This is a genomic window from Paenibacillus sp. EKM301P, from assembly GCF_011800295.1.
Lineage (GTDB): Bacteria > Bacillota > Bacilli > Paenibacillales > Paenibacillaceae > Paenibacillus > Paenibacillus polymyxa.
This window is the reverse complement of the sequence record NZ_JAALFM010000002.1, coordinates 539049-555617: the sequence shown is the minus strand read 5'-3', so window position 1 is coordinate 555617 and position 16569 is coordinate 539049. Positions and strand designations below refer to the sequence as shown.

Sequence of the window (16569 nt, the reverse complement as noted above, 5' to 3'; positions counted from 1 at the left end):
TGGGAAGCACCATCCACCTGCATAATGGCTATAACTCTCTCAAATTCTGAAACCGCTTTCCAATTCGGAGAATACAAGGTATGATAAGGGTATTATTGGAAATTGTGAAGGGGGACAATGGAAAATGCCGAGTACAGGACACACACGTATTCTTTTTCAAGGAGATTCCATTACAGACGGAGGAAGGGGACGGAATGAGGACGCGAACCATTGGCTGGGTCAGAGCTATGTGTATCTGATCGCTGGGACACTCGGGAGTCGACTGACTGCTACACAACCGGAATTTGTAAACCGGGGTGTTTCGGGGGATCGGGTTTCGGATTTGTATGCTCGTTGGAATGAAGACACGTTTAGCCTACAGCCGAACCTGCTCAGTATTCTAATCGGAGTGAACGATGCCTGGCGGATCGTAGAGCAGGAGCCGTCCGGGGTGACGGACCGATTTGAACGAGCTTATTGTCACTTGCTGGAGGAGACGCGTGAAGTGATGCCAGATACCGGGCTGATACTGTGTGAGCCGTTTATTTTGAAAACGGGAGCTACCGAGGCGCGCTGGGACACTTGGCAAGAAAAAATAACGGGCTACCAGCGTATTGTACGTCAACTTGCCGACAAATATGGGGCCGTATTTGTGCCGCTCCAGAGCATGTTGAACGAGGCCGCTACCAAGGCGGACGCTTCCTATTGGCTGCATGACGGGGTTCATCCGACAGCGGTCGGGCACCAGTTAATAGCCGATCAATGGATAGATATCGTGCAAAAGAGTCCGCTGGCGATTCGTTAACAAAGTTATACATAGTCTATTCCTTGTCATTTTTGGGTAATACACGATTATGGACATCATTACTTATGTTATGGTTCCAACCAAAAATGAATGTCAAAGGGGGTGCTTCTTGCTTCGGCATCAACGGAGCAAGAGAGGGCTATGGAAACGATAAATATCATTCTAGTTATTTTACTTATCACTTTAACAGCTTTTTTTGTGGCCTCAGAGTATTCCATTATCCGTGTTCGGGTATCTCGTATCAACCAATTGGCCTCTGAGGGCAACAAAAATGCGAAAGCTGTTAAAAATATTCTGTCTCGGCTCGACGAGTATTTATCCGCTTGTCAGCTTGGAACCACATTAACTTCAATGGCGCTAGGCTGGTTAGGGGAATCTACAGTTGAGAAGCTGCTACATCCCCTGTTTGTGTTGGCGCATATTCCAGCTGGACTAACGGGAGTGCTCTCCTTTTTGCTGGCTTTTCTGATTTTGACCTATTTCGAGGTGGTCGTTGGGGAACTGGTACCCAAAACCTTCGCCATACAAATTGCCGAACCGATGGCATTGTTTTTTGCCCGTCCGATTACGGTATTCTATAAAATAACGTATCCTCTGAATTGGGTGCTCAGTCGTTCTTCACGTGTCATTACGGGGCTTTTTGGGCTAAAAAAAGTATCCGAAGAAGATGCAGCACTCAGTGAAGCCGAGCTTCGACTGGCGTTATCTGAAGGGTTTCGTAGTGGTGAAATTACACCGACAGAATATCGATATTTGAACAATGTATTTGATTTTGACGACCGTGCGGCGCAGGAAATTATGGTACCGCGCATCCACATCCGTTCTATATCTCACCAGGCAACGGTAGCCGAGTTTATGGAGCTGATCGAGGACAAAGTTTATAATTTTCTACCTGTAGCTGAACATGGGGACCGGGATCGTATTATCGGGATGATTCGTGTGAAGGAAGCTCTGCATGATTTGGCCCGTGGGCATAGCACAGGAAATACAACGATGGCTTCTTACATTCATCCGGTGCTTCAGGTGATTGAGACGGTTCAGGCTCGGGATCTGCTGATTCAGATGCAAAAACGACGTATTCCAGTAGCGGTGCTGGTGGATGAATATGGTGGAACGTCTGGGCTTATCACCCTAGAGGACATTATGGAGGAAATTGTTGGAGACATTCCTTCCTATACGGATACCGAAACCCCCGCAGCGCTAACACCGCTCATTACAAAAACAGATGATCATCGTTACATACTCAAATCACAGGCGCTTATCCATGAGGTCAATCGGCGCTTGGAGACAGATATTGAGGCCGGGGACGTATATACGATTGGCGGTTGGATGCTTTCCGAACGTTTTGATATCCAACAAGGAGACAAGCTGACCAGCGGATTATGGGAGTTTACTGTACTGGAAAAAAACAGTCACCAAATAGACACAATTGAAGCGGTTAAAAAGGCGATTGTTGAACAGAAGGATGACAGTTATTCTCAATGATGGAAAATGGCATGGCGAAGCAATAGATCGCTTCAGATGTGGCGAATGGCCTGCAACGTAAGCGGCAGCGCGATTCGTCCGCTTTTTTGACGTAATTTGCTGCCTGAATAGCATGTTGTTTTTGTAGTTAGGTCAGGGGACTTAAGACTCTGCATCTTTATGCTTATAAATATAGGTGTCTGTGAAAAATACTACTAGAAATGTAGCAATTTTATGGTAAAATGGAATCAAATTTGAGTTTTTTGGGGTGGGCTACAGTACATGAAGATGTCACTAGGTACGAAAATGGTTACTGCATTTGTCTTGATTTCAGCAATAACCTATGGAACAAGCGCTTTTTTTATTTTTGTACTCAAGGACTGGCTTGCTCATGGTACACAGGAATGGGTATACACCTCGATTATTTTGTTATTGGGTGTCCTGTGGAGTGGCATTTTGGGCTGGTTGATCTCAAAATTACTTACACGGCCGATTGTTAGATTGGCCAAGGCGGCAGAGGAAGCTTCGGCGGGCAACTTGTCTGTCGTAATCCCAGAGCGTCGTTCAGATGATGAAATCAAAGTGTTGTACGATGCATTTCGGCATCTGATGTTGAACATTAAAGATATGTTCAATGAGATCTCGTATAGTACCAGAACAACTTCGCAAAGTGCAGAAAATCTGAGCTTGGCTATTGTACAGGCTACGGCGCAAATCGAGTCCATGTCTACGGTAGTAGAAGATATTTTGGATGGCGTAGAGCAGCAAAAGCAAGCATCTGCCCAATCAATTAAAACAGCGGATCGAATGCTGGGCGATTTTAAAATGATGCGTAGCAAATCGGGACATATGTTGGAATTGTCAGGCCATATGGAGCATTCGGTAGATTCGACGCAGACTGTATTTTCATCCCTGATGGATGGCATGGGTGAGCTGACAGCTTCACATAGTCGTTCACAGCAGGTGATTGCACGACTGGAAAAAGAAGCTTCACAAATTGAAGCGATTACAAGCACGGTGAAGGATATTGCCGAACAGACCCATCTGTTGGCGCTGAATGCTTCTATAGAAGCGGCACGTGCGGGAGAAGAAGGGAACGGCTTTGCTGTAGTGGCGCACCAAATTCGCGCACTGGCCGCCCAAAGTACGGAGTCTGTACAGCAAATTAATGCTATCGTTAGCCGTGTACAGTCACAAATCGTAGAGACTGTGGAGTTGATGCATCAGCAAACGTCTTTAGTCAGTGCTGAGGCGGAACGGACAAGTTCTGTCGACCAGACGCTGAACCGTTTGAACGCTATTGTACGTGAATTTGTCGAAAGCATTCGCACCATGGAAGAAGCCGTAACAGAGCAGACGAATCGGGTTGATCAAACCTTTGAACAGATTCATCGTATCCAGCAAATGTCAGGGGCGTTCTCTGAAGGTGCTCACAAAATTTATACGGCTGCTCATGAGGAGACGGCTATTATGCAGGAAATTTCATCCTCTTCCGAGGACTTGAAAGTGCTTACGAATAAACTCATGATGAAAACACGTGGAATCAATTATAACTAAAAACGTTATGTGAGGCATGATGCATACCCATAAAAACGTAGCTGCTACACACCGGAAAACGAAGCAAAATGGTTCTCCGGTGTGTGGTGGCTATTTTTTAATTTCAAAAAATTCACATTGTTTTCTGGGATGGTAAGCCAGGTCACTGACGCTAGACTGCACAACGATGGTCTGATCGTCAAAACGGATTATCGTCCCGCCTGAGCCAATCAATTGGTCATCTTGAAATACCCGGACACGAAGATGACGTTCCAGTGCCTCGCTGAAATCCTGATCTGTAATTAATCGGCGATTAATCGGCATGAGTGTTCTCCTTTGAATATAATATCTTTTATCATAAAGGTTAAGGTATTGAACAAGCAAGAAAGACAGCTAGAACATATTTGACTATTTGGTATAAAATAGAAGATACAAAGAGAGAAAGAAATCGAAGGGGGCTTTCTATGGACTGGCTATGGTCAGGGTCTTGGTTCGATGCGTATGCGCCGGAAGGGTTCGAAGCCTTTACTCCGTCACATGCTTTGGCTATACTGGGGCTCATTGTATGTGCTTTGCTGCTGTGGCTAACGCGGGGATGGGTTCGGTCAAATAAGCCTGTAAGTGAGGGGATTCGCTGGTTATTAATTACGATCCTCATTCTTTCAGAGGTGACTTTGAATATATGGTATGTGGCACAGCATATTTGGGATGTCCAGACATCATTGCCCTTGGAATTGTGCAGTGTGACACTGCTGTTGTCCATCCTGATGCTTATGTTCCGCAGCCGTTGGTTATATTCGGTCGTCCTGTTTGCCGGAATTGGAGGAGCGCTCCAAGCAGTACTCACGCCTAATTTGGCTTATGCCTTTCCGCACTATCGTTTTATCCATTTTTTCGTAGCTCATAGTGCTATTATTTTGGCTGCCCTATATATGACCTGGATCGCAGGACTCCGACCGACATGGAAGAGTGTAGGGGGAGTTATGCTATTCCTCAATGGCTTGGCGTTGATGGTGTGGATTGTAGACCGTGCGTTTGGTGCCAACTACATGTTTCTGACCGGAAAGCCGTCGACACCATCGATATTGGATGTTTTGGGGCCATACCCTGTTTATATTTTGGCAGAAGAGGTCATTGCACTGCTATTCTTTTCTCTTCTGATGCTGTTGTTTGAGGTGCTGCCAGGAGGCAGATTGTATGTCCGCCTTCGCAAAGGAGCTGTGCATGGTGCTGACAGGGCGCTATAAAATAGTTGTAAAGCCATGCAAAAGCAGCCTTTTCCACTAGTAATGACTTGGGATAAGGCTGCTAAGAATGTCTGAGCAGTAGCTTATACGGGGACAACGATCCCCTTTATGCTTAACGCAGCAGCGATTCTGCTCCGTCTACATAGATCTCTGTACCCGATACATGAGATGATTCATCTGAGGCGAGAAACAGGACCAGATTGGCGACCTGCTCTGGCTCACCGGGAGCATCCTCCAGCGGATGCTCTCCGCCCTTCGGAAATTCGACTGGAATTTGTACCTTCTTCAAGTCTTCGGTAGGGTACGTGTTATCATCAATTTTCGTGTCGATAGCTCCTGGGCATATCGCGTTGACCCGTATTTTGTAACGTGCCAGCTCCAGCGCTGCCATTTTCATAAAAGCAACCTGAGCCGCCTTGGTAGAGGCGTAAGCTGAAAACCCAATACCCGAAAAGGTTCGGTTACCGTTGATGGAACTGGTGATGATAATGCTGCCGCCGTGTTCTTTCAGGTATGGAACAGCATATTTAACGGTGGCGAAGGTGCCGCGTAGATTAATATTTATTGTGCGGTCCCATTCCTCCAGCTCCATGGTCTCGATAGGGGCCATGGTGCCATTAATGCCTGCGTTGGCGAACACGATATCCAGCTTTCCGTATGTTTCCACGACTTTAGCGAATCCCTGCTGAATCATGTCTGGCTTGGCAATATCACATTCCAGCACAAGTGCTTCACCGCCTGCCTGCTCAATGATTGCTTTGGTTTCCTCTGCATGCTCAGGTGTCCGATCCAGCATGACTACCTTGGCGCCTTGTTCTGCAAAACGAATGGCGGTTGCTTTACCGATTCCTGAACCGCCGCCGCTGACCACTGCTATCTTTCCTTGCAATCTCTGCTCTGCCATTGACTATTCCTCCCATTCCGTTCATAAGCTAAACCTGACTCGTTATACCAATACCTCTGAACGTTGATGGTGAAACAGTAGCCGCTGTATTTCACGCCATTTGCGAAATATGGTAACATAGGCGAACCAGTAGAAACTTATAGCCCAAATATATAGATTCTGAGCAAGTATCGGAGAAGACGCGAGTGACGGAGGTGAATCAAATTGGACAATAAGAGACAGGGCCAATCCGAAATAACAGACTCTATAGCACGAATCGGAAAAATGAAACCATGGGTCATGAGCGGTTCCAGCATTCAAATTGATCCGTTGTTTCCCTATTATGCCAATCGGTCGCGGGATAGCATAGCGGATGAGATCGCCCTTGCAGGCTACCAGACCGTGCATTATTTTGTCGTGCGTGAAAATGAAGTGGACGGAGCGCTTGTTGCTGCTTTCCAGCGTAGAGGCATCGCGGTGTGGGCGATGGTGCTGGGTAACGGTTCTTTTGGCGTGTCCCAGCTGCCGCCAGCGTGGAAGGAATGGCGCATGGAGCTGCTGCGCGAGCCCAATGATGGTTTTCAGCGGCTTTCGCATTTTGCCCAGGAATATGTGGAATGGAAAAAGAAAGCCGCTGCCCGGCTCGTCACCGACATTCCGTTTGACGGCTTAGAGGTGGCGGAGCCTTATTTCCCCGAATGGAACGGGCTGCGCAGTGGAGTGTACGGGGATATTGGACCGCATGCGCAGCGTGCCTTCCGCGCGCGCTACGGTGAGGACATTCCGAATTTCCGCGATAAGCATGCGCGGAACTACTACCGGAAGGTCCCGAAGCTGTACGCGCAGTGGGTCGATCTGCGCGTGGACGCCGTGAATGGGCTCATTTGTGAGCTGGTGAACGGCGCAGGCGGTGTGCGTGATGTCCGGCCGGACATCTGCGTGGCGACATGGTCGCTCGCTGTGAGCGGGCGTGGCGATATTCCCAGTCAGCTGCGGGAATGGCAGGGTCTGGACGCGGTAGCCATGATCGGGAGCGTAGCCCCGGATATGCACGTAATCCAGACCCATTGGCCAGACTGGATGCGCCGCCGCCTGCCGCCACAGTATATTCGCGGCTATGCTCGCATCGCGCAGTCCATACGCGCCGCTTATCCGGGTTTGCCCCTCGGAGTGCAGGCGGATATCGGTTCGCTCGCGCGGATGGTTCGGGACCGCGAGTGGACGCGGCAATTCGGGGCTACCGCCCTGAAGGGCGATTACAACGCCTGGACTGCGTATGAATACCATCTGGGAGGCTACATGTACGATGAGCCTCCAGTACCTCTTAGGGCGGAACGTTCCGCCGAAGATGAGGTGGTTATTTCTTTCAGTAAGCGAATTGCAGCCCCGGTTGTGGGCGAACTTCGTATTTGGAGCCGGGAGGACAGCGCAGATTCAACTCGCGCTTTGAACCGCAAGCTAGCGAATGATTCACTAACACTGCTAGAGCTTGTGGAGGCAGCAGCAGACGGAAACCGTCTATTGCTCCGTGTACGTAATTTACCATCCAGAACATTTAGTATGCGTATAGACGGTGTGCAGGATACACCAGAGCTGTGGCTACTCAAGGGAAGAAAGGCGCATCGCAATCTTCTCGAACATGAAGTAAAGGTTCCTTAAAATTTGGGTAATAACAAAATAACAGCTGTATAACGGCTCATTTGCCGGAGCATCATGAATTATATATTAAGGCAACATCTTTTCATAACATAAACAATAGTGGAGTGAAAAAGGTATGTGGGATTGGGATTATCTGATTCGAGTCATGTTTGCCGGATTGTGCGGCGCATTAATCGGCTATGAACGCAAAAGTCGGATGAAGGAGGCAGGCATTCGCACGCATTTCATTGTCGGGATCGGGGCGTCGCTTATGATGGTGGTATCCAAATATGGTTTTCAAGACCAGACTGTATGGTCTAACCTATCGCTGGACCCTTCCAGAATAGCAGCACAGGTTATAAGTGGAGTTGGCTTTATCGGCGCAGGAATGATTTTTACACAAAAAAATAGAATCAAAGGGCTGACTACCGCTGCGGGCATCTGGACTACCGCCGGGATTGGTATTGCTGTCGGTGCAGGAATGTATGGGCTTGGCGCGGGTGTAACGCTGTTTATTTTGGCGGCTCAGTCCTTGCTCCATAGTCGTTTTTATCAGATGGCTACCCCGTCCACACGGCAAGTGGTAGTTCAGGTTGATAATGAGCCGGGTGTACTGAATCAAATTAAAGAACTGCTGGAGAACAAAAAGCTGACCATTCACAGCTTTCACGCCGAGCGCATCAATAACGGTGAGCAGTTGATGGTTCATATGCTTCTAAAACTGTCTCGGTCAGAGGGAGTGGAGGAATTGTTGTCACTGCTGCAAGAGATGGAAGGCATCCGTTCAGTCGAGACCAAATCCAATTAGACGACTTTACTGCTTATTAAGTAACTTTTGTCGAACGCTGTAGACACATTTAACAGTAAAAAAATCTAAAAATAATGATTGAAAACGCTTCCTTTTGTGTATATACTCTTACTACATCACAGAATCAGCAGCTTAGAAAGTATCAGGGGATAAGCAAAAACGACCTCATGCGTATGCACAAGGTCGTTGCGGTTATCCCGTTATGAAAGACGGATTATTTTACTTTGACGGGTTCTGGATATTTTTTACCCAGCGTATCTACAGTAACTTTTTTCATTGTAGCTGGTTTGGTAGGTTTGTCATTGCTATCCCGTTTGGAGTTGACGATAGCGTCGACCACGTCCATTCCGGACGTTACTTTACCGAAAGCGGCATACTGACCGTCGAGGTAGTCCGCATCGTCAACCATGATAAAAAATTGCGATCCGGCTGAATCCAGATCCGCTGAGCGGGCCATGGATAATACGCCACGTGTATGTTTGAGTGTATTGTTAACGCCGTTGCTCTTGAATTCCCCTTTGATACTGTAGCCGGGGCCGCCTGTACCGTTACCTTGCGGATCACCACCCTGAATCATAAAGCCGGGGATGACGCGGTGGAAAATGGTACCGTTATAAGCTCCCTTTTGCACCAAGGAGATGAAATTGTTAACCGTGTTCGGTGCTACTTCCGGATACAGCTCAAGCTTGATTTTCTTGCCATCGTTCATGACAATCGTGACAACTGGATGTGAAACAGCCTTGCTTTTGTCTTTAGTTGCAGCGGGAGTTGTGGTGCTTGTCCGGCTTGCAGCTTCCACATCGGTGGCTTTTGTGCCACATCCGGCAACCAGCACGAGCATGATGGCCAGCAGGCACAATGTGTACCATGGGCGTATCGATTTTCGGTTCATTAATATTCCTCCTGAAAGGTTGGATGGTGTAACATCCTAATTTATAGTTTGGGGACAGCGCAGAACACTTTTCCATTTACTATCATACCTTTTTTGTTGGGGATAAGGAAATACGGGTTTGAAAACCGTATTCTTGACCCATACTGCTGCTATTCCCAAGGAAAGGGGCAGGATCATGATGGAGGTAGACAAAAAACTGGCTAAAGGTCTCATATGGGGTATGGCGTTCAGTCTGCCAGTTTGGGTAGGGGTGCTGTACTCAGTACAACATATTCGTGACTGGCTATAACATAAAGTGTAAAGATAGGCCAAAACCGCAATGGTTTTGGCTTATTTATATTTGTGCCAGTCCAAATTGCTGTTATTCAACAGATGTTCAAAGTTGTTGTCCAGCTTCTTTTGTTCAGCTTTTTTTGCTTCAAGGGCACGTTGCCGTTCGTCTTCTTTACGCTTGTCTTGTTCTGCTTGCGCTTCATTGGCTTGAGCCTTAAGCTTGTTCAGCACGTCCTGACTCAACAGATCCTTTAAGGTAGCAGGTTTGTCCTGAGCCGCAGGAGTAGCAAAAGACGAATTTCTCTTTTTAGCCATATCATCATCTCCATTCCATTCGATTATATCAGCTTCTTCGTGGTTGTTCCACGATGAAAGACTAAGGTTTACGGTAGACTTTTCTAATTTAGAGGGTAATAATGGAATGAACAGAAGGGACGTGTGGCAGCATGCATCTATATTGGAAGCGAAACCTGATTGTTTTGTGGATCGGAGTATTGTTTTGCAGCATGGCCTATTCCGTGTCGATTCCGTTTTTACCTATTTTTCTGAATACGGAATTGGGGGTTAACGATCAACTGGAATTATGGTCAGGAATTGCCTTTGGAGTTACTTTTTTAGCGAGCGCGCTGATTGCCCCGTTTTGGGGCTCGCTGGCAGATAAGTATGGACGTAAGCCGATGCTGATTCGTTCAGGGTTTAGCCTGGCTGTATTGTATCTGGTATGTGCTTTAGTGACAGACCCCTATGTATTTGTAGGAGTTCGCTTGTTTCAAGGACTTCTCTCCGGATTTATTCCTGCGGCGATTGCGCTGGTTGGAACGGGCTCGCCTGAAGAAAAAACGGGCTATGCCCTTGGCATTATGGCGACTGCTGGAGCGACTGGCAGCATTATAGGTCCGCTGATCGGTGGTGTGGTGAGCCATTATTATGGCAATCGAAATGCCTTTTTTTTCTCAGCGGCTCTTGTACTGGTATCTGCGTTCATCGCGACATTTGGCGCTAGAGAGGATAGCTTCAAGGGCACCAGCACCCGCTCGCATGTTCGGGATGATATCAAAGAGGCTATTGCTAATCGGCCATTGTACTTTTTGCTTATCCTGGCGGGATTAAGTACCTTTTCCGTCATGATATTGGAACCGTTAATTACGGTGTATGTACTTGAAATGGGCGTGGACCGTAGCCATGCGTCTTTAAGTTCCGGGATTGTATTCTCAGCTGTAGGCATCGCGGCAGTGCTGATGGCTCCCCGATGGGGCCGGATTGGAGGGAAAATCGGCTTTGCCCGAGTGTTACTGATTGGGCTGATCGGTTCGGGGATTGGGAACATCTTGCAGTTTTTTGTAACCAACTTTGTTGGTTTTGGTGCGCTTCGGTTTGGATATGGATTGTTTTATGCGTCTGTCATGCCGGCGATTAATGCCATAACTGTGGAAGTCACCAAGCCGGAGTTTCGTGGACGAGCCTTTAGCCTGAATCAATCAGCTACCCAGCTCGCGACGATGGCGGGGCCGCTGATTGGCGGCATGCTTGGTAGCTGGATGCCCATTCGCTGGATCTTCGTATTAAACGGTGGCATCTTGCTGGTTGCAGCGTTGTTGCTATGGGCGAAGGGAAAAAACGTTTTCCCGATTTCAGCCCAAAATAACGCAACGGATCAGAATATTCATTCTGCCGGATAGGCCAATTAGATAATTATCCCAAACCCTTATTTTTAGTATATTATTCATAACCCTTTACACTGATCATATGACAGGGAGGGATATATTATGATAAGAGACGACATTTTGCGTCAACAGCTTGAGAATGCCCGTCAAAAGCTGTATATTTTACAAGCAAAACATGGCTTTAATCATGCCAGTGTGCTCAAACAGTCTGTAATTATGGATAACCTCATCAATCAATATAACCACCTTTTTTATATAAAAGAAAAAAAGCCGACTGCATAGATATAACCAACTGGGCGAGATCTTTTAAAAAGGCCACTCGCCCTTGTATTGTAGGGCTGCAATATTTTTAGGTACGGTTAGTTTGATGCGCACTCATCAAGACCCCTATAATAACGACCAAGCCGCCAATGATTTGGCGCCATGTAATCGTTTCGTGCAATAGTAAGACAGAGAACAACACCCCAAATATCGGAACCAAATTCATTAAAGAAACGGAACTGCTCGGTGACAGCTTGATTAATCCGTAATTATAAAGTAAAAATGCGATAACGGAGCAGAACACACCCAGATACATGAGCAACATAAACGATCCCGTTGTCGGAGCCTGCCAGCTATCCTTTTCTAATAGGGCTAACGGTATGAAAAAGATACTACCTGCAACGGTTTGATAAAAAGATAACGTCACCGGCGGATATTTGTCCACAACCTTACGCGTCATGAAAGTGTAAAACGCCCACGCAAATCCGGTGCCAATCAATATTAAATTTCCGATGAGTTGATTCTTACCATCCGAGCTTTCGCCAACGGAGGTTAAGAAATATACCCCGATCATGGCCAGTGCTATGCCGCAGACTTTATATTTGGATAATTTGACTTTATACAAAATAAATTCAAGCAGCGATGTAATTGCGGGATACGATGCGACAATTAATGCTGCGTTGGAAGCGGTCGTCAGGCTAACCCCTATATTCTCCATTGAAAAATAAAGAGTGATTCCCAAAACTCCACTAAACGAAATCGTAGCCAAATCCTTTGGCTTTACTTTGACATGTTCTTTTTTGATCAGCAGAACGATACCTAGTACGATGGAGGCTATGATAAATCTGGATAGACCCAAGGTAAGAGGAGGGAACGTCGTATAGGCTGCTTTGGTGGCAATAAACGATGTGCTCCAGATCAATAGGGCTAGAATCGTAGAAGTATAGTAAATCCGGTTGCTTTCGCTGTGATGAGCTATGACTTTGTTCAAGTTATATCCTCCCTGAGTTCATCCCCTATGAAATATGATAGTGTAGTAGCTACTATAGTTACTACTATGAAAATGCTACTAAAAAGATAATTTGTATATCAGTTTTTGTCAAGGGGAAGTGATATAGTAAGGAAGAACATGAATTGAGGAGAAGACGTCATGAAATCAAAACCAAACATATTAGAAATTCTACGTGATTTGAATTTTAGTGAATATGAAGCCAAGGCTTATGTGACCTTATTGGAAAGCTCACCACTTTCGGGATATGCCGTTTCATTGAACTCTGGAGTACCGAGATCCAAGATTTACGAGGTTTTGTCGGGAATGGTCAACCGTGGGGACATCATGGTAAGTCAAGAAAATACACCTCTATATGTGCCGCTTCCTCCACATGAATTGATTGCCCAGAGAAAGCGCAAAGCAGAGCAGATTTTCAACGTGGCGCAAGAGAGTTTGGAGCAGTACACAGCATCGTTTCAAAACAGAGAGAACATTTGGAATATTTCGGGGTATGAAGCCATTATCAATCGCATTAATGAAGGCGTGAAGGGAGCAAAACACCGAATTTTACTGGAAATTTGGAAAGAGGATGCCGAGGTGTTCCGGGATGCCTTAGAGCAAGCTGCTCAGCAAGGAATTGAGGTGATCCTTGTAGCATATGGTGATCTTAACTTTGATTTTGCTACTGTTTACCGCCATGATATGAGTGAGGAGATTACGTCCGAAATCGGTGGTCGATGGATTGTGCTTAGCGTGGATGACCGGGAGGTTGTAGCTGGCATACTTTCACTTGGTGATGACAGCCGTGCTGCATGGACGCTACATCCGGGTCTTGTGATGCCGATTACGGAAGTGATTATTCATGATATTTATATCATGGAAATCCTATATGAGTTCCGTGAAGAATTGGAGGCCAAATTCGGCCCTAATCTAATCCATCTTCGTAATAAATTCGCTATGGGTCCGAATGGAAAAGGATATTATGTTCCTTTGACTGAAAAAAGTATTAAACGTGTATAGAGATTGTCCGAGGTCCGATACGCAAAAATAAACAGGCCCATGGAGTATGATTCCATGAGCCTAATTTATTGAGTGCTGTCTTCTGTTATTTTACGGTTACAATCACACGCTGATAATGTTTCAAAGAATGTTTACCATTGTCCTGTACTTCTGCAATGATATGAATCGTATCCCCAGACTTCGCATCTGCCGGAACTGTAAAACTTGCAGTATTTGTGTCGCTACCTTGCAGGTCAATCGTGTTTACTTTCTCGCCTTCAGCTAATTCTCGGTGAAGCCCAAGCTGCATATCACCCAGCATTTCAGGTTTAACTTGGGCGGGTTTGACCTTAGAATCTTCATAGGTGTCAGCTTCGAAATATCTCCACCATTTATAGGTCAATGCATCACCGTCAGGATCTGTTCCTTCTGCATGTAGAGTTATGTTCTCCCCTGGACTAGCCGTTAGATCTAATCCTTCTTTAATGGTCAATGTTGGATTATGGTTGGCATCTTTATAGTCGGAAGCAATAGCCCAATCTGCACGGGCAGCAAAGTCATTTTGAATATCATCAAACCAACGCATCAGAGAGTACTCTGCTTCGAATTTTTTCGTATGCACATCATAATCTAACACCGTATTTCTAAATAATTTATCGTTAACGACACCAAAACGACCTCCCCAGCCACCATAGGTTGGGTTTTCCATGCTCCGTAATCCGTTATCAATTAAATAGAAGAAGGATGGAGAATCTCCTTCGGAAATAAAGTCATACTTGTCGTATTGTGGATTTTTCTTCAAGTAGGCTTCACTGCCTCTTTGTTCTTCATCCAATTCACCTTTGATGATATTGCCGTCGCCCATCAAGGCATACATATTTAGCAGCTTGCCATGACCGTCTTTAATGTTTTTGAAGTTCCATTCCCCGTGTAACTTGCTGTTTACTTCTTCCGTGTGCATTTTCCAAGCATAAGCGAAATGCCAGAAGTTAGATTGGTCATTGATAATTCTGATGTCAGGCCAATTTTTGGCGATGTAATTATTGTAGCTATCGTCCTGGTCCAAAATGATGTACAGAACGAGTTTATCACTTACTTTTTTCTGAATCGTTTCCCATTGATCTGTATTTTTATATTCATCTTCAATGGATTTCAGAGCTCTGGCTGTGGTATTGGTTCCTCCCCAGGTTTGTACATACAGATCTCTTTTGTCATTGTCTAGGAAAAGTGTTTTCAGGAAATTCGAGCCTTCCGTTTCCTTGTCCATTTCACCTTTGTTTGAAATATTTCCGATCTTGGTAACGCTTTTAATATATTCAGGTTTTGGATACCCTTCAGCATGTTTGATTAGGTTGGGGTAAATCTCTCCATAGGCATCAATCATATCCGTTACCCATTGGGTTCCGGTCCATCTGAATGGCTTGATGCCGGCCTTTTCATCACCTGCATAATGATATACGGAGCTAGTCAGTACAATCCCGGACAAATCCATTTCGTTAGAGTAGAGAAGAAAGCGTATGACTGAGTTCATATCATCTACTTCTCCGTCAGTAGTAATAACCGTTCTAGCCTTGGTCGCTTTATTTTCCACTTTATTTCCCGCTGGTTGTACTGTTGGAGCAGCGCTTTCATCCTTTACGACGGCTGGCGACTTACCACTGCAACCACTAATGATTAAAATACATATCATAGCTAACAAAAAAATGCTTAACCCTTTTCTTTTTCTCATTTCTGTTCCCCTCTCTGAACGTTTCTATGATGATTTTTTAGGATTATAACCATGTAGGTATTGTTATTATTAAAGATTTAGGCATAAAAAAAACCTAAACATATATATGTCTCAACAAAAGTCGAGCATATATACATTTAGGTTTTGCCTGCATGATCAGTCACAATCCTGATTAGATTCTACATCATAATCTGACAAAATGAAAGCGGTTTATGATTCTTAGCACAAAATTAGTTTTACGCTTTGAATAAACCGGATTCTTTAACTTCAGACAGGAAGTTGTGGAATTCAGGGATGTTCAGCTGTTGCTGAGCATCGGACAAAGCGACTGCCGGGTTCGGGTGAACTTCTACCATGATGCCGTCGGCACCAGCAGCCAGGGCAGCCTTGGCACAAGGGGCCAGGATGTCTTTACGTCCTGTAGAGTGAGTTACGTCCACCAATACAGGCAGATGGCTTTCCTTTTTCAAAATCGGAACAGCGGAAATATCCAGCGTGTTACGTGTCCATTTTTCATACGTACGAATACCGCGTTCAATCAGCATGACTTGTGTATTACCACGGGATACGATGTACTCAGCAGCATGAAGGAACTCTTCCATGGTGGCAGCCAATCCGCGTTTGAGCAGAACCGGAGTTCTCGTTTCACCCGCAGCTTTCAGCAATTCAAAGTTGTGCATGTTGCGCGCGCCAATTTGAATGATATCGATGTAAGGGATCGCTTCCTCCAAATGTCTTGGATCGACGATCTCACTGATTGTAGCCAGCCCGAACTCGTCGCCAACGCGTTTGAGAATTTGCAGGCCTTCAATACCCAGTCCTTGGAAATCATACGGAGATGTACGTGGTTTGAACGCACCACCACGCAGAATCGGCACACCGGCTTCCTTGAGAGCTGCTCCTACCTCGCGCGTTTGTTGATAGCTTTCCACCGAGCAAGGTCCTGCAACCATGATGGAGGCTTTGCCACCTACCAGTGTGTCTTTAACCTTGATAACCGTGCTATCCGGCTGATTTTTGCGGCTGACAATCAAATGTTTTTTGTGTTCTTCTTTTTGATAGTTCAGAGAAGCCTTGAAAATATTTTTGAACAACTGGCGAATTGTAGCATCGTCGAAAGGTCCACGATTAGCTGCAATCAGCTTGTCCAGCATTTGTTGCTCACGCACTGGATCAAAGTCAGGCACTCCTTGAGCTTCTTTCAATTTTCCAAGCTGTCCCGCCAGTTCAGCGCGTTGGGACAGCAGCTCCAGCAATTGCAAGTTTGTAGCATCGAGCTGTTCCCGCAACAGCTCCAAAGAATTTTCATTGGTTGACATACAGTACACCCTTCCCGAATTTAAATTGTTTTTTCTTTCAGCCCTTGGACTTTTTGCAGAAAATAACACAAAAAGGCACTC

16 protein-coding genes are annotated in these 16569 nt (G+C 45.8%); 9 read left to right on the top strand and 7 right to left on the bottom strand.

Annotation, left to right across the window (positions count from 1 at the left end; genetic code table 11):
- Window positions 1–124: 124 nt before the first annotated feature.
- The 3 genes from HFD99_RS07860 to HFD99_RS07850 all read left to right on the top strand — a co-directional run bounded on the left by HFD99_RS07860 (window position 125) and on the right by HFD99_RS07850 (window position 3805).
- A complete protein-coding gene (locus HFD99_RS07860) occupies window positions 125–784 on the top strand; it encodes an SGNH/GDSL hydrolase family protein (protein ID WP_039277364.1) in 660 nt (219 codons plus the stop codon).
- 141 nt (window positions 785–925) lie between these two features.
- The gene (locus HFD99_RS07855) at window positions 926–2269 is read left to right on the top strand and encodes a hemolysin family protein (RefSeq protein WP_045244129.1); all 1344 of its coding nucleotides are present in this window, start codon (window positions 926–928) and stop codon (window positions 2267–2269) included.
- A gap of 261 nt (window positions 2270–2530) precedes the next feature.
- On the top strand, window positions 2531–3805 hold the full coding sequence (locus tag HFD99_RS07850; RefSeq protein WP_016821381.1) for a methyl-accepting chemotaxis protein: 1275 nt from the start codon (window positions 2531–2533) through the stop codon (window positions 3803–3805).
- Between the two features lie 90 nt (window positions 3806–3895).
- On the opposite strand, the gene HFD99_RS07845 is transcribed toward HFD99_RS07850, so the two are convergent.
- Complete coding sequence (locus HFD99_RS07845) at window positions 3896–4108, bottom strand: hypothetical protein (RefSeq protein WP_016821380.1); 213 nt, start codon at window positions 4106–4108, stop codon at window positions 3896–3898.
- A 140-nt stretch (window positions 4109–4248) separates the two neighbouring features.
- Between HFD99_RS07845 and HFD99_RS07840 the strand changes: the two genes are divergently transcribed.
- Window positions 4249–5031, top strand: a complete 783-nt coding sequence (locus tag HFD99_RS07840) for a YwaF family protein (protein ID WP_045244128.1) — start codon at window positions 4249–4251, stop codon at window positions 5029–5031.
- 112 nt (window positions 5032–5143) lie between these two features.
- On the opposite strand, the gene HFD99_RS07835 is transcribed toward HFD99_RS07840, so the two are convergent.
- Entirely contained in the window at window positions 5144–5935 is a 792-nt protein-coding gene (locus HFD99_RS07835) for an SDR family oxidoreductase (protein ID WP_016821378.1), read from the bottom strand.
- A 204-nt stretch (window positions 5936–6139) separates the two neighbouring features.
- Here HFD99_RS07835 and HFD99_RS07830 point away from each other — a divergent pair, with 204 nt between their 5' ends.
- A complete protein-coding gene (locus HFD99_RS07830; RefSeq protein WP_045244127.1) occupies window positions 6140–7573 on the top strand; it encodes a hypothetical protein in 1434 nt (477 codons plus the stop codon).
- Between the two features lie 115 nt (window positions 7574–7688).
- Entirely contained in the window at window positions 7689–8360 is a 672-nt protein-coding gene (locus HFD99_RS07825) for an MgtC/SapB family protein (RefSeq protein WP_016821376.1), read from the top strand.
- 214 nt (window positions 8361–8574) lie between these two features.
- Here HFD99_RS07825 and HFD99_RS07820 read toward each other — a convergent pair whose 3' ends face one another.
- Both HFD99_RS07820 and HFD99_RS07815 read right to left on the bottom strand, forming a co-directional pair.
- On the bottom strand, window positions 8575–9252 hold the full coding sequence (locus tag HFD99_RS07820; RefSeq protein ID WP_017426371.1) for a peptidylprolyl isomerase: 678 nt from the start codon (window positions 9250–9252) through the stop codon (window positions 8575–8577).
- 330 nt (window positions 9253–9582) lie between these two features.
- Window positions 9583–9840, bottom strand: coding sequence for a YqkE family protein (locus HFD99_RS07815; protein WP_025364192.1), 258 nt, complete (start codon window positions 9838–9840; stop codon window positions 9583–9585).
- Window positions 9841–9971: 131 nt separating this feature from the next.
- Between HFD99_RS07815 and HFD99_RS07810 the strand changes: the two genes are divergently transcribed.
- The gene (locus HFD99_RS07810) at window positions 9972–11204 is read left to right on the top strand and encodes an MFS transporter (RefSeq protein WP_045244126.1); all 1233 of its coding nucleotides are present in this window, start codon (window positions 9972–9974) and stop codon (window positions 11202–11204) included.
- A gap of 87 nt (window positions 11205–11291) precedes the next feature.
- The gene (locus tag HFD99_RS07805) at window positions 11292–11471 is read left to right on the top strand and encodes an aspartyl-phosphate phosphatase Spo0E family protein (RefSeq protein ID WP_013369715.1); all 180 of its coding nucleotides are present in this window, start codon (window positions 11292–11294) and stop codon (window positions 11469–11471) included.
- Window positions 11472–11538: 67 nt separating this feature from the next.
- Here HFD99_RS07805 and HFD99_RS07800 read toward each other — a convergent pair whose 3' ends face one another.
- Window positions 11539–12441, bottom strand: a complete 903-nt coding sequence (locus HFD99_RS07800; RefSeq protein ID WP_016821372.1) for a DMT family transporter — start codon at window positions 12439–12441, stop codon at window positions 11539–11541.
- 159 nt (window positions 12442–12600) lie between these two features.
- Here HFD99_RS07800 and HFD99_RS07795 point away from each other — a divergent pair, with 159 nt between their 5' ends.
- Complete coding sequence (locus HFD99_RS07795; protein ID WP_013369717.1) at window positions 12601–13461, top strand: TrmB family transcriptional regulator; 861 nt, start codon at window positions 12601–12603, stop codon at window positions 13459–13461.
- A gap of 85 nt (window positions 13462–13546) precedes the next feature.
- On the opposite strand, the gene HFD99_RS07790 is transcribed toward HFD99_RS07795, so the two are convergent.
- Together HFD99_RS07790 and HFD99_RS07785 are read right to left on the bottom strand one after the other, a co-directional pair.
- Entirely contained in the window at window positions 13547–15169 is a 1623-nt protein-coding gene (locus HFD99_RS07790; RefSeq protein ID WP_123796847.1) for a DUF1593 domain-containing protein, read from the bottom strand.
- A gap of 236 nt (window positions 15170–15405) precedes the next feature.
- Window positions 15406–16488, bottom strand: coding sequence for a bifunctional 3-deoxy-7-phosphoheptulonate synthase/chorismate mutase (locus tag HFD99_RS07785; protein ID WP_013369718.1), 1083 nt, complete (start codon window positions 16486–16488; stop codon window positions 15406–15408).
- Between the last annotated feature and the right edge of the window lie 81 nt (window positions 16489–16569).